This is a genomic window from Sutcliffiella deserti (assembly GCF_020037475.1).
Classification (GTDB): domain Bacteria; phylum Bacillota; class Bacilli; order Bacillales; family Bacillaceae_I; genus Sutcliffiella_A; species Sutcliffiella_A deserti.
Genome location: NZ_JAIQDB010000014.1, coordinates 28,830 through 43,125 on the forward strand (window position 1 = coordinate 28,830; position 14,296 = coordinate 43,125).

The 14,296-nt window shown below is 39.2% G+C and carries 11 protein-coding genes; 9 read left to right on the top strand and 2 right to left on the bottom strand.

Annotated features, from left to right (window positions below; all coding sequences use genetic code 11):
• Positions 1–68: 68 nt before the first annotated feature.
• The 4 genes from K9B36_RS15950 (at position 69) to K9B36_RS15965 (ending at position 5,923) form a co-directional block, all read left to right on the top strand.
• On the top strand, positions 69–680 hold the full coding sequence (locus K9B36_RS15950) for a YesL family protein (protein ID WP_223703394.1): 612 nt from the start codon (positions 69–71) through the stop codon (positions 678–680).
• A gap of 38 nt (positions 681–718) precedes the next feature.
• Positions 719–1,726, top strand: coding sequence for a LacI family DNA-binding transcriptional regulator (locus K9B36_RS15955; RefSeq protein ID WP_223703396.1), 1,008 nt, complete (start codon positions 719–721; stop codon positions 1,724–1,726).
• Between the two features lie 173 nt (positions 1,727–1,899).
• Positions 1,900–5,085, top strand: coding sequence for a hypothetical protein (locus K9B36_RS15960; protein WP_223703398.1), 3,186 nt, complete (start codon positions 1,900–1,902; stop codon positions 5,083–5,085).
• Positions 5,086–5,173: 88 nt separating this feature from the next.
• On the top strand, positions 5,174–5,923 hold the full coding sequence (locus K9B36_RS15965; RefSeq protein ID WP_223703400.1) for an SDR family NAD(P)-dependent oxidoreductase: 750 nt from the start codon (positions 5,174–5,176) through the stop codon (positions 5,921–5,923).
• A 305-nt stretch (positions 5,924–6,228) separates the two neighbouring features.
• On the opposite strand, the gene K9B36_RS15970 is transcribed toward K9B36_RS15965, so the two are convergent.
• Complete coding sequence (locus K9B36_RS15970; RefSeq protein WP_223703401.1) at positions 6,229–7,212, bottom strand: sodium:calcium antiporter; 984 nt, start codon at positions 7,210–7,212, stop codon at positions 6,229–6,231.
• A 275-nt stretch (positions 7,213–7,487) separates the two neighbouring features.
• Here K9B36_RS15970 and K9B36_RS15975 point away from each other — a divergent pair, with 275 nt between their 5' ends.
• The 5 genes from K9B36_RS15975 (at position 7,488) to K9B36_RS15995 (ending at position 12,907) form a co-directional block, all read left to right on the top strand.
• Positions 7,488–8,174, top strand: a complete 687-nt coding sequence (locus K9B36_RS15975; protein ID WP_223703402.1) for a response regulator transcription factor — start codon at positions 7,488–7,490, stop codon at positions 8,172–8,174.
• A gap of 1 nt (position 8,175) precedes the next feature.
• Positions 8,176–9,183, top strand: coding sequence for a sensor histidine kinase (locus K9B36_RS15980; RefSeq protein WP_223703403.1), 1,008 nt, complete (start codon positions 8,176–8,178; stop codon positions 9,181–9,183).
• Positions 9,184–9,320: 137 nt separating this feature from the next.
• Entirely contained in the window at positions 9,321–10,004 is a 684-nt protein-coding gene (locus K9B36_RS15985) for an ABC transporter ATP-binding protein (RefSeq protein ID WP_223703404.1), read from the top strand.
• Entirely contained in the window at positions 10,001–12,583 is a 2,583-nt protein-coding gene (locus K9B36_RS15990; RefSeq protein WP_223703405.1) for an ABC transporter permease, read from the top strand. The genes K9B36_RS15985 and K9B36_RS15990 overlap by 4 nt, the downstream gene beginning before the upstream one ends.
• 165 nt (positions 12,584–12,748) lie before the next feature.
• Positions 12,749–12,907, top strand: a complete 159-nt coding sequence (locus K9B36_RS15995) for a DUF1540 domain-containing protein (protein ID WP_223703407.1) — start codon at positions 12,749–12,751, stop codon at positions 12,905–12,907.
• A 230-nt stretch (positions 12,908–13,137) separates the two neighbouring features.
• Here the strand turns inward: K9B36_RS15995 and K9B36_RS16000 are convergent, their stop codons facing one another.
• Positions 13,138–14,097 carry a nuclease-related domain-containing protein gene (locus K9B36_RS16000; RefSeq protein WP_223703408.1) on the bottom strand — a complete coding sequence of 320 codons (960 nt, stop codon included), beginning with the start codon at positions 14,095–14,097 and terminating at the stop codon, positions 13,138–13,140.
• Between the last annotated feature and the right edge of the window lie 199 nt (positions 14,098–14,296).

Below are 14,296 nucleotides of genomic sequence, written 5' to 3' on the forward strand. Positions count from 1 at the left end.
ATCTTACCAATGAATAGGGTTGGCTATGAAGCGATGAAAATAGCTCTGGCCGACCCTATCACATCGAGGTGATACAGTTGGGGAAGTTAATCGTTCAAATTGCCGAGTTTATTTATAAATTTACAGCACTCAATATTTTGTGGTTGTTTTTCTTTCTATTAGGACTAGGTGTTTTTGGCTTTATGCCTTCAACCGTAGCGCTATTTCGAGTGGTGAGAGAATGGATCAAAGGCGAGAAAGACATTTATTTATTTAGAAGCTATTTAAAGTTTTATAAACAAGAGTTCTTCCGTTCTAATATCAATGGTGCAATCTTCTTACTATTATTTTATATTATTTATGTAAACTTCTCGTTTGTTTCTTACTTTTACGATGAATCTATACATTTATTTATTTATGTAGTTATTTTTGGATTTTCAGTTATTGTCTTAATGACTTTTGTGAATTTATTTTCAGTGATGGCTCATTTTGAGTATAAAACATTACAGTACCTGAAGGTAGCAGCTGGATTAGTTTTTGCTAGTCCGTTGAATACAGTTATGCAGCTTGTGTGGTTGGTTGCTTACATCTTAGTTGCAATTAATTTACCGAAACTATTTTTATTAATTGGAATTAGTGTCTTTGCATACGTCCTTATGAGTATCAACTATTCCGTGTTTAAAAAATATAAAGCAGTTTAGCCTATCAACAACGTGATGTGGGGGAGCGGGGAGATACAATGGCCACTATATATGATATTGCTAAAAAGACAGGCTATTCAATCAGCACTGTTTCTAAAGCATTAAACAATCGTTCCGATGTAGGAGAAAAAACAAAAAAAATTATCAATCAAGCGGTAGATGAATTAGGATATTTTCCAAGCTCTAGCGCGAGGACGTTATCAACGAAAAAATCGTGGACAATTGGAGTCGTATTCGTCGAGGACTCTGGAATAGGCATGGAGCATCCATTTTTCAATGCGGTGATTGAAAGCTTTAAAAAAAGTGCGGAGAAAGAAGGATATGATCTTCTATTCGCTTCTAGTAAAATCGGGAAAGAATCACGATCTTATTTAGATCATTTTATGTACCGAGGAGTAGATGGTGTAGTGGTTGTTTGTTCCACACTAAACACACCAGATATTGAGAAGTTAATGGAATCAGATATCCCTTCAGTCGTTATTGATTTAGATACTAGAGGAGTCAGTGTGGTTTTTAGTGATAATCTTCATGGAAGTGAGATGGCAGTCGACTATCTTTATTCACTAGGACATCGGAATATTGCCCATATTGCTGGTAGTGAGGAATTGTACGTCGGTGTTCAACGTCTAAAGGGATATACTCAAGCGATGGAAAAGCATGGCCTCACTGTTCCTAAAGGATACGTTGTAGATGGTGGATACTTTACGTATGATGGTGGAAAAAAAGCGATGGAAAAATTATTAATGCGTAAGGACCGGCCGACAGCTGTTTATGTAGCTGGGGACTTAATGGCAATTGCTGCGATTGCTGCCATTAAAGAGAATGGTTTGAACGTTCCAGAAGACATTTCTATTGTAGGCTTTGATGATATTCAAATGGCTCGTTATATTTCTCCGGGGTTAACGACGATTCGACAAGATACGATGCTGATCGGCAAAACGGCTGCGAATATGTTGTTAGATCAAATTAATAACAAAAAAAAGCAGTTTATGTCTGTGAAGATCCCGGTTTCTCTAATGGAAAGAGAATCTTGTAGACCAATATAGAAATATTGGTCTATAACCCTTTTATTTTTCAATTTTTACGAAAGCGGTTTCGTTTGTTTTCGCTTTTAAAGATAGAGGAAGAATTTAGAGTTAGACCGTTCCTCTTCCCCGTGGCTACTCTCTCAAAAACAACAATTATTTAACGGTTTTTATTCTATAAAGAAGGTGATGAGATGTACGAGTTGACGAGTAAAGGTACGTTTGAAATAGGGAATTATCAGGAACAGGCTCCGTTTTCAAGCTTTCTGCCGGGCATTGCCGGAGTTAATGGCATTCCGATGTGGGTTTTCTATGTGAACAAAGGGCAAGGGATTGCCAGTTTTGGTGTAGCGGATAAAAACCATGCAATGATGGAGTTTATGCCTGCCGATAAATCGTATCAGCATGTTCCTCTGCAAGGCTTTAGAACATTTATAAAAGTTCTAAAGGAAGATGGGAATGCAACATTTCTTGAACCGTTTACTGCTCAATCTTCCTTCGAGTCTTCCGTTCATGAAAAGATGACCGTTTCTGAAAATGTTCTAAAATTAGAATATGTTCATGCTGATTTGGGACTAAAGCTAGATGTAGAATACTTTATTTTGCCAGAGTCAGCAGTTGCGGGGCTCGTTCGTCACGTAAAGGTCACGAATCTTACTGATAAAAAGCGAGAAATTGAAATACTCGATGGACTTCCTGCACTATTTCCGAGTGGTGTTCCAAATGGGGCATATAAAGAATTGGGGAACACGATTAAGAGCTGGTTCGATGTTGTGTATATAGACGAGAAAATTCCTTTTTACCGATTGAGAGGCAGCATAGAAGATACTTCGGAGGTAAAAGAAATTCTACAAGGTAATTTTTATGTGGGTTTTTCTCGAAGCGAGCAACGTGGGGAGCAAATGGTAAAGCCAATTGTTGATAGAGATGTTATATTCGGAACAGATACGTCGTTACGAGTACCACGCATGTTTTTAAAGCATTCTGTACAGGAACTTTTACAACAGCCTCAACAAACGACGAATAAGGTGTCAGGAGGCTTTTCAGCAGAAGCAGTAGAGCTAGCTCCTGAAGGTGAATTTGAACTGTATACCGTAATCGGTCATGCGAAAAATGCGGAAACGGTACAGTCTTCTGTAAAAAATATGCTGTCATTTTCAATGTTAGAGGAAAAGAAAAATCGAGCTAGAACGATTACAGAATCTATTACGAACAAAATAAAGACTCGTACAGGAATGCCTTTGTTTGATGCGTATGCACAACAAAGTTATTTAGATAATGGTCTACGTGGTGGTTTCCCAATTGTTTTTGAGAATAAGGAACAGAAAAAAGTTTATTACTTATTTTCTAGAAAGCATGGGGATTTAGAAAGGGATTATAACTTCTTTTCAATAAGTCCTACCTACTATTCACAAGGTAATGGAAATTACCGAGATATTAACCAGAATCGCCGTTGTGATGTGTTTTTTGAACCTAAAGTGGAGGATTATAACGTTCAGCAATTTATGAATCTACTACAATTGGACGGTTATAATCCACTTTCTGTAAAAGGTGTCCGTTTTCAGTTAACAAAGACATTTTTCTTCGAATCATTCGTACAAGACGGGACGAGTAAAGAGATGCTTTCTAAATTCTTCGAAAATAGCTTTACACCAGGTGAATTAAAGCACTTTGTGAAAGAGAATAACTTAGAGTTAACTACCTCGTTTGAGCAATTTTTAACAAACGTGTTATTAGCGTCTTCGGATAAGCAGCAAGCGGAGTTTGGAGAAGGATATTGGATGGACCACTGGACATATAATCTTGATCTTATAGATAGCTACTTATCTATTTATCCTGATAAGGAACAACCGTTTTTCTTGCAAAAGGAGTATAAGTTTTTCGAAAGTCCTGTACGAGTGAAAACGAGAAAAGAGAAATATGTGGTCCGGAATGGGAAGCTGAGACAGTACGACGCAGTGGAAAAAGTGAAAGAAAAGCTAGAAAAAGCACAAGCTAACGATGGTGTGCTATGGATTAGAGATCAGTTTGGTGAAGGAGAAACGTACTATACAAGTTTATATTCAAAGCTAGTAATTCTCGGATTGGTGAAAACATCTACGATGGCGCCGTTTGGACTTGGTATTGAGATGGATGGAGATAAGCCAGGTTGGAATGATTCCTTGAACGGCCTTCCAGGGATGATAGGCGCATGCACTTCAGAGTTATATGAGTTGAAAAGATTGTTAGACTTGTTGCTCCATGTAAATGTGAATGGTACAGAAAAGGTTTCTTTGCCGATTGAGGTAGATGCATTTTTACGCCATGCAGTGGAAGAAATACAGTTAGTTGATTGTCACTCCGATGAGAGCGAGCAACGTTACTGGAACAACATATCTACACTGAGAGAGAATTATCGGGAAGATATTTATCGCGGAATTAATGGGAGAGAGGCTGTCTACTCCATCGATGAAGTAAAAGAGTACGTAACGAAATTATTGAACCGAGTAGAACAAGGGATTAAACGAGTGGAGTCCTATCGTGCTCCACTTATTCCAACCTATTTTTACTTCGAGCCGGCTGCGGAAATCGGAAAAGAGATCGACCTTTCCACAATAGAATGGAAACCGAAAGCAGTTACTCCGTTTTTAGAAGGTGTCGTAAAGCAGTTAAAAACAATCGGCGATAAGACAATGGCGAAAAAGCTGTACGACACGGTTAAAGCATCTAAACTTTATGATGAAAAGCTTCAAATGTATAAAACATCAATGAGTATCGCGGAGGAGCCTTTAGAGCTTGGACGAGCGAAGTCATTTACTCCAGGATGGTTAGAAAACGAATCGATCTTTTTACACATGGAATATAAGTATCTACTAGCAACGTTAAAAGCTGGATTAACAGACGAATTTTTTGAAGATATGAAGACCGCACTCATTCCATTTTTAAATCCTGCGGTGTATGGAAGAAGTCCATTAGAAAACTCATCCTTTATCGCAAGTAGTGCCAATCCGAACCCGACACTGCACGGTCGCGGCTTTGTCTCGCGTTTAAGTGGATCTACTATTGAGTTCATGAACATGTGGTTTGTGATGATGGCTGGAGAAAAGCCATTCCATGTTGTAAACGATGAATTAGTATGTCGTTTGACACCAACTTTACCTTCCTGGATGTTCACTGAGAATGGTGAAGTTACATTCATGTTCCTTGGTCAAACAGAAGTAACATATGTGAACAAGGAAAAAAAGAATACGTACGGAGCGAATGCTGTATTGCCAACATCATTAGAGCTAACTTTAGTAGATGGAACGGTGAAGAAGGTAAAGAGTAGCGAAGTAGTTGGCGAATTAGCTGCTGCAATTCGAAATGGAAAAGTGAGTAGGATCGTTGTTGAATTAAGATAATGGGAATGGCAAGAGAAGAATAGATTTTTATTCTTCTTTTAGCTCTTCTTTATATATGTTAATTAAGATTAATGAGGGGGGACTTAATTTGCGAATTTTACAAGGAAAAATTGCCTTAGTCACTGGCGGGTCAAGAGGGTTAGGAAAGGTCATTTCTGCCACTTTAGCAGAAGCAGGTGCAACGGTCATTGTAAACTATGCACATAATACGGCGGCAGCAGAGGAATCTGTTCAAACTATTACAAGGGCAGGCGGAAAGGCGTTAGTCATTCAAAGCGATATTACTAACGAAGAGGCTGTGCAAAAACTTGTGCAAGAGGTAGAGGAAAAGCTCGGAGGAACCATCGACATCCTGGTGAATAATGCAACAGGGCCACAACCGGAGTTAGCTATAGAAGAGAGTTCTTGGGAAGATTATCTGGATCAATTAAACTTTTTTGTGAAAGCCCCTTTGTTTCTAGTGAAAGCAGTATTGCCTGGAATGAAGGAAAAAGGGGAAGGGCGTATTATTAATATAGGAAGCGAGGTAATATCTTTAGGAAATCCTCATTTTTCATCCTATGTTACTGCTAAATCTGCTCAACTCGGGATGACACGGTCATGGGCAAATGAATTAGGCCCATCCGGCATTACAGTAAACTTGTTAAATCCAGGATTTGTGCCAGTAGAGAGGCATGAAGGAATCGATGCAAGTGGCTATGCCAAGAACGTTCCTTTACGAAGAGCGGGATTACCTAGTGATATTGCTTCAACAGTCCTATTTTTAGCTTCTGATCAATCGAAGTTTATTACTGGCCAAGCGATCGCTGTGAATGGTGGAAATACGTTTGGTATATAGGTGTAAGAAGCAAAGGCATGAGGACTGATATAACAGTTTTCATGCTTTTTTTATTAGTTTTATAATAAGAAGCAGTATTAAATTTTATTAAATTTTCCTAAAGTAGTAATTTTCAAACAAACGTTTGATTGAATAAAATTTTCATATAAGTTTAGAGCGATTAAAAACGAGTCGATATATATCGACTATTTTTGCATGGTATAACGAAATAGTAAAGGGGCTGGACCGAAGTGTGTGGATGAAATTTTTACTTAAGAGAAAGAGATGGGGCTGAGACAAGTCCCAGTCCCATCTCAGTTTAGTTGTTAAAACAAAACAAGTCCAATGACAATCAGATACGAAGCAACCGCCAACAGTGAAGGCAGAATATACGTGAAACTGTTACGCGTACGATCTCTTTTCACTATAATCATCACCAGAGCTGTTAACAGGAAGCCTACGAAGGAAATGTAAGCTAATTCATCACTTGTGTCCTGCCAAATACTTCCCCTGAAATAAAACATATCTCCAATTGCGATTACCAATATATTAAAGACGTTACTGCCAAGGATTGCTCCAATAGCCATATTAACATTGCCGAGTTTCAAGGCCATATATACTCCCATGGCATCTGGAAGTGAGGTAGCCAAGGCAACTAAGAAGCTTCCTATGATTGTTGCGCTGATGCCTGTACTTTTAGAAATTGCATCCCCTGATAGACTAAGTGCGCTCCCGAAAACAAAAATGGCGATGGAAAATAACACAAATTTTAGTGCCGCCTGTCGAATAGATGTATTCTCAGTAAGCTTTGTTTGAGCTTTTTCGGCAGACGGTTCTTTCTTTTGGGTTTTAGAAATAAACCACATACCGGCTACGTAAACGGTGGTAACGACAAAACTTGTGAGACCAATATTCATCACAGAATATGAAAAGTTAATGGTTAATCCAATAGCAGTGATTACACAAAGCAGGAGAGCGATTACCCCTGTATAGATATGAGTATGGGCGACCTGGAGAAATAATCTTTTTTTTCGGAAGTGAATATCTAATGCAAATAATACAAGAGTGTTAAATAATATACTACCCAAACCATTACCGACTGCAATGTCGGCGCTCCCGATTATACTTGCCGATACGGTAGTCGTTAACTCTGGTAAAGAAGTGGCTACTGCTAAGAGAATAGTTCCAGCTAAAAATCCACCGAGTCTTGTTTGTTTACTAATCGTGTCTGCATGTCTGGATAAATGAATAGCCGACACTGCAGAAACGATGGCAGAGATGATAAAAATACTTATATAAAACCATGTCATAAAATTATAAACTCCTTAATTTCTCAGTTAGTCACAAGTCTAATCTTTATATAGGGGGACCTAACCCCTATTCACCTTTTTCAATATGGAAGATGAGAGTATATGAAGCATATACCCGACTGAATTCCTTCTAACACTTTTCTACTAATAGACACATTTTATTCTGTAACAAAACTGGAAGACAGATAAGAGTGGGAGGACCCCCTTTAGCTTTTGACGGGAAGCAACAGATAAAATATGATAGAAGAAAATGGTTACGGTTAGGATGATAGAGGATGAGAGTTTTGTTGGTAGAGGATGATAGGACGATCGCTGTGGGTTTGGAGTATTCCCTTCAGCAAGAGGGGTTTGAGACGATTCTTTGTCATAACGTTGAATCGGCAGAATTGGCGATCGATAAAAGCTTAGATCAGATAGATTTATGTTTATTTGATTTGTCTTTGCCTGATGGAAGCGGCTATGACCTGTGCAAACAGGTGAAGAAGCGTGAGGACAAACCTGTAATTTTTCTTACGGCTTTTGATGATGAGGTAAATGTAGTGATGGGGCTGGATATGGGAGCGGACGATTATATTACGAAGCCATTCAGGATTCGTGAACTGCTCTCACGTATCAAGTCGGTCCTGCGGCGCTACCAGAAGCAGCCTGAACAGGTGAAAAGCTACATAGAGATTGAGAATATTCGTATTAATACATTAGAAGGCAAAGTGTTTAAAAATGGGGAAGAGGTTCTGCTGACTGCATTGGAATACCGGCTTTTGATGATTTTCGCCAATCATGTCGGACAGGTACTGACGAGAGCTCAGCTGCTTGACCGCATATGGGATGTGGCAGGGGATTTTGTAAATGACAATACGCTCACCGTGTATATTAAGCGTTTACGGGAAAAGCTGGAGGAAAATCCGCAGAGCCCTGTGATTATCAGAACCGTTCGCGGAATGGGCTACAAGGCAGGTCAATGATATGTGGCGAAACAGGGAAATTCGACTTTATCTTATCATAATGATTTTGAGTGGCATTGTAGTCAGCGGGGCAGCAGCATTCTATTTGTCTATATCTGCAGCACTATTTGTTCTGTTCACCTCCGTGCTGCTTATAACATGCAGTTTGATTTTTACGAATTGGAGATACAGGGAAATTGAAAACCTATCGGGCTACTTACGCCGTATCAGCAATGGCGATTATAAATTGGATGTCCGCGACAATTATGAGGGAGAACTGAGTATCCTCAAAAGCGATATCTATAAAGTCACCCTGATGCTTTCCGAGCAGAGTTCTTATTTAGAACAGGATAAAATCAAGTTAACGAATGCGATTTCAGATATTTCGCATCAACTGAAAACTCCGCTAACATCCATGATGGTCATGGCCGATCTGCTCAGCGGTAATAAGCTAGATGAATTGAAGCGGGTTGAATTCACCAGGAATATCCGTGTGCAATTGGAAAGAATCGAGTGGCTTGTGTCATCTCTTTTAAAATTATCAAAAATTGATGCAGGCACTGTTAGCTTTAGAAAAGACAAAGTTTCTGTTTCTGACCTTATTGAAAGGGCTGTGCAGCCAATTTTGATTCCCATGGATATTAAGGAGCAGACTTTATTGGTGGAAGGAGACGAGTCTGTCAATTTTACAGGAGATAATCATTGGACAGCAGAGGCATTGATCAATATATTGAAAAACTGTGTGGAACATACTTCTGTGGGAGGTCAACTATCCATTTCATTCTCAGAAAATCCCCTTTATACAGAAATAAAGGTGAAAGATAATGGGCATGGAATTCCCAAGGAAGATTTGCCTTATATTTTCAGGCGCTTTTATAAAGGGAAAAATGCCGGAGAGGACAGCGTTGGAATTGGGCTTGCGATGGCGTACAGCATCATCACCAGCCAGCAGGGGGATATCGAGGTCAGAAGTGAACAAGGAGCCGGAACAGAGTTTCATATCAAGTTTTATAACAAGGCTCGTACCTGACAAAAAGGGGGTAGGTTCGTCCAATGGGATATGAATCTGTCCCCTTAAGTGACTAAACTGTCACAATAAAAGTCACTTTATAGTCATCTTAGGCAGATATACTAAGTTTAACATTCGAAATATGGAGGCTATACACTATGAATATTTTACAAATAGAAAATCTGTCTAAGGTTTATGGTAAGGGAGAAACCGCAGTAAAGGCATTGGATGATGTATCGTTTTCAGTTAAAAAAGGAGAATTTGTGGCAATCATCGGTCCATCTGGCTCAGGTAAATCAACGCTGCTTCATTTACTCGGTGGTGTGGATAGACCGTCAAGCGGGAAGGTACTAGTCAATAACACAGATATCTATCAGTTGAACGAAACACAGCTTGCAATATTCCGGCGCAGGCAGATTGGATTAATTTATCAGTTTTATAATCTCATTCCGATTTTGACAGTTGAAGAGAATATGACACTGCCGTTGCTCTTAGATGAACACAAAGTTGACCAAAAACAATTCAATGAGATCTCGTCTACACTCGGATTAACAGATCGCTTGAATCACTTGCCAAATCAACTTTCTGGTGGACAGCAGCAGCGTGTATCCATCGGCAGGGCATTAATCAGCAATCCGGCAATCATTCTTGCGGATGAGCCAACAGGAAACCTCGACAGCAAGAATAGCGGCGAGATCATGGAACTTCTGAAAATGTTTAACAAAACCTATAATCAGACACTTATTGTCATTACCCATGATGAAAGGATTGCCCTGCAGGCTGACCGTGTAATTGAAATCAATGATGGAAAAGTCGCCAAGGATGAGGTGATTCGTCCATGAACATTATCAATAAGCTGACATTAAGGCATTTGAAAGAGAATAAGAGAAGGACGCTTGTAACCGTTATTGGTGTCATCATCTCTGTTGCGATGGTTACAGCTGTGGCGACGCTTGGTGTCTCTTTTCTTGACCTTTTAAAAAGACAGACCATTGCAGACAATGGTGAGTGGCATGTTCAATATAAAAATGTTACCACAAATCAGATAAAGGCTATCGAAGAGGATGAAAATACCCAAAAAATGATGCTTTCAAGCGATATGGGCTATGCGAAGTTGGAAGGATTCGAGGAGACGGATAAGCCCTACCTATTTTTTAAAGGATACAACACGGAAGGCTTGGAACAATTCCCAATAGAGTTAAGCAGTGGACGCCTTCCTGCTGCAGAGAACGAAGTGGTCGTTTCTGAGCATATCGCGGAAGACACAGGGATCGAGTATAAAATCGGCGATGAAATAACCGTTGAAATAGGAGACCGCATTGTGGAAGGTGAACCAGAGCCTTTGCTGCAGAACTATTCCGTTCAGCGAGATGAAGACGGATTAGTTGAAAATCTGGAAATTCACTCAACCGAAACATTCACCGTTGTAGGCACTGTCGAAATGCCTTCTTGGGAGCAACCATGGTATCCAGGATACACAGTAATTAATTTTATCAATCATGAAAATCTGGATCAAGCAGATAGAGTTAATGCTGTTGTGGTTGTAAAGGAACTAAATCGCTCATTGTTTGAACAGGCAGAACAATTAGCAGAACAAAACGAGATTGAGTTTGTTGAATTTAACGATGAGCTACTCCGGTTTTCTGGCGTAACAGATAATGATAATCTGCACACAACGATGTATTCATTGGCAGGTATTATCATCGCTGTTATCCTCATCGGATCGGTATCACTGATATATAATGCGTTTGCCATCAGTGTCTCTGAGCGGGCAAGGCATTTAGGAATGCTTTCGAGTGTGGGGGCCACCAAAAGGCAAAAGCGCAATTCCGTGTTTTTTGAAGGGGCAGTAATCGGGTTAATCAGCATCCCCGTTGGTGTTATAGCTGGTCTCGGTGGAATAGCAGTCACCTTTATGTTCATTAATTCGTTTATTGCAGATGCATTAGGGACAACCGTAAAGCTTGAAGTGGTTGCTACACCGGCTTCCATTCTTGTCGCATGTCTTATTTCAAGCGCAACGATTTTCATTTCAAGCTATATGCCGGCGCGTAAAGCATCCAAAGTCTCAGCGATTGATGCTATTCGCCAGACACAGGATATAAAATTAACAAGCAAAGGGGTAAAAACCTCCAAGCTGGTCAGAAAAGTTTTTGGCTTGGAAGCTGAAATCGGCATGAAAAATGTGAAAAGGAACAAAAAAAGGTATTATGCGACACTTTTCTCACTTGTCATCAGCATTATCCTCTTCTTATCGGTTTCATTCTTCACGGAGAATTTAAGCAGATCGGTGGAAATGTCACAGAGCGGAATCGATTATGATATTTTAGTTGGAGGAAGCCGCGAAGACACTTCCGATCTAGAGTCCTTAATCAATACGGAAGGTGTGACGGATTACAGCCTTCAAAAGACACTTCAGCTGACCTCACTTATTGAGGAAGAGAAATTTCCTGAAGAGTTAAAAGATCTTATTGATAGAGAAAATATCGAGCTTCAAGACGGCAAGTATCAATATTATATTAATTTATATGGCTTAGATGATAGCAGTTTTCAAAAGTATGCTGAAAAAGTAGGAACAGATTCGAGTACCTATCAAGATTCAGACAACCTGCGAGCCATAATTATTGAACAGATATCCTACCAGGATTACGAAGCTTCTAAGTTTGTTGAAACAAAGTCCATTAACACGAACCTTGGGGATAGAGTGGAACTTCTATTTACAAATTATGAAACAAATGAAATAACTTCTCTGGCGAACGTCGAGATTGGTGCACTCACAGGCCAGGTTCCAATGGGAGGCAATTCGTCAGGGATCGGCGGATTGGATATAATTATCCCCATGGAAATGCTAGATACCATCCTTACTGAACAGGCAGAGAATGAAGTACATTCAAGCCTTTACCTGAATACCAGTGATCCGATGGTAACGCAGGAGGCACTTGAAGAGATTGTCCCTTCTTCACTGTATATATATAACGTCGTTCAATCAAGAGAGCGTGACCAGCAGATGATTATGTTCTTATCGATATTCACGTATGGATTCATTGCGTTGATTTCGTTAATTTCCATAGCCAATATCTTTAACACCATTTCTACGAGCATCTCATTGCGAAAGAGAGAGTTTGCAATGCTGAAGTCTGTCGGAATGACTCCGAAAGGCTTTAACAAAATGATTAATTTCGAAAGCATCTTCTATGGACTGAATGCGCTGCTATTTGGCTTGCCGATCAGTATTGCTATTATGTATCTGATCCATCGCTCCGTCGTGGAAACGTTTGAATATGGATTTAGCCTGCCGTTGCTTGATATACTTTTTGTGGTGGTTGCCATCTTCATCATCGTCAGCTCAGCCATGCTATATTCGATCTCCAAGATTAAAAAGGATAATATTATTGATGGATTGAAACAAGAGAACATATAAGAAGAAAAGATGAGCTGGTTTAACCGACTCATCTTTTAGTTGTATCTGATATGGTACCTATTATAGTTACTGTAAAAATAAAATTCATACAAAAATGCCTTCTTTTGGCTTATGTATAGTAACAAACCGACTTGATTATCCTAGTTAAAGAAGGAGGTGTTCATTTTGACACAAAATATTTTATGTGAAGTAAGTAGTTGTGTTCACAACGTAAATCAAGAGAACAAGTGCGGTGCAACTCAAATTTATGTAGTGAACAACAAAAGTAAAAATGCTTCTAATAGTGAAGAAACAGATTGCAAAACGTTTGAACCTACTAGCTGATTTTATTCAAAAGACAACCATTGCCGTGGTTGTCTTTCTTATTCTTATTATTGATAATCATTATCAGTAATATACATTAATTTGCATATTTTCAGTCACTTATTTTAAGAAGAGTGTTAAACCTTAACGATAGCCTCGAAATCTCTATAACACTAGCATACCCGGGTAGTAGGTAAGAAATAGTAGTGGGAGTGAAAAAGAGCGCCTCCAGTGAATAGGTGGCATTTTTATTATTCCAAATAATAGATCCGGCCTTTTTTGGAACCCTGGTGGGGGAGGTTTAATGTTAGAAACTCTTTAGAGGCTATGCTGATAGAATGAATACATGCAAACTCTCTGAACTCTTTATTAGTTATAGTGTTCCCAAGGCCAAGCAAAGGATAGTCCTTTATTGTTTGAGGCAGAGGATCAATTTCGTTATGCCCGCACTTTAAACACACCCATTTTTGATACGTTTTTTTCATCGGTGCATGAGAGCACTTCGCACAAATGACTCCTTTTATATAATCACAAGCATCAAGTTCATAAAAATCCATAATGTTAAATGAATCAGCATAATGACTTTTCAAAAGTGCTTTCACGAGTTTATTGATTTCCTTATTTGAAAAACTTGTACTCTTATGGATGTTATCGATTTCTTTCATTCTTGTCGGGAGATTAGTGTGAAAGACTATTTTATTTAGTAGAGTGGAGGATTTTTTAATTAAAGTGGCGCTTTTGTGTGTGATGACAATTTGGGTATGAATCGGTATCATGGGAAGTTTGAGTTCATTTATAATAGCGGAAAGCTGAATTTTGTGTCGTGATAGCTGTGCCAAAGGATCACCTACTCTTTCTTCGCCCGCTTCATTGTGACGTATAAGACTACCGGTATCTTCGTCAAATTCCAGTTTCCCTGAAATGTATTTGGAATCTAAAATAAGGCAGTGACTAGGGGCAATAAGTAGGGAATCCATTTGGAAGAATCGCCCTTTGGTGTCGGGAACCCTTAAACCGTGCAATATTTTATAATTTTCATGCGGGAGGAAGGATGAAAAGTAGTCCATTGCTTCTTCCCCTTTATAGCCATAGTGTAAACGGTAGAATTCTTTTTCGATTTGTGGGAATTTTGAATGGGTTTTGGGGACTCTTCTCATTGCGGCTTCATGCGCGAGCAACCTGAATGGCTTTTCTCTGTTTTTTATTATCATTTCTTACCTCGTTTCCTTCGTATTCTCTCTCTTCTTCGCTTTAGGGCTTAAGATTTCCTGCACAAGTGAAAATTTAATATTCAGGTTTTCGGTTTTTTAAACTTCCATAAGAATACGACAGCAACGATTGTAAAAGGTTGTACGCACCTAGGTAAATGTAGCATTCGATTACGAGGAACGCTTTTATAAGGGCCTTTTT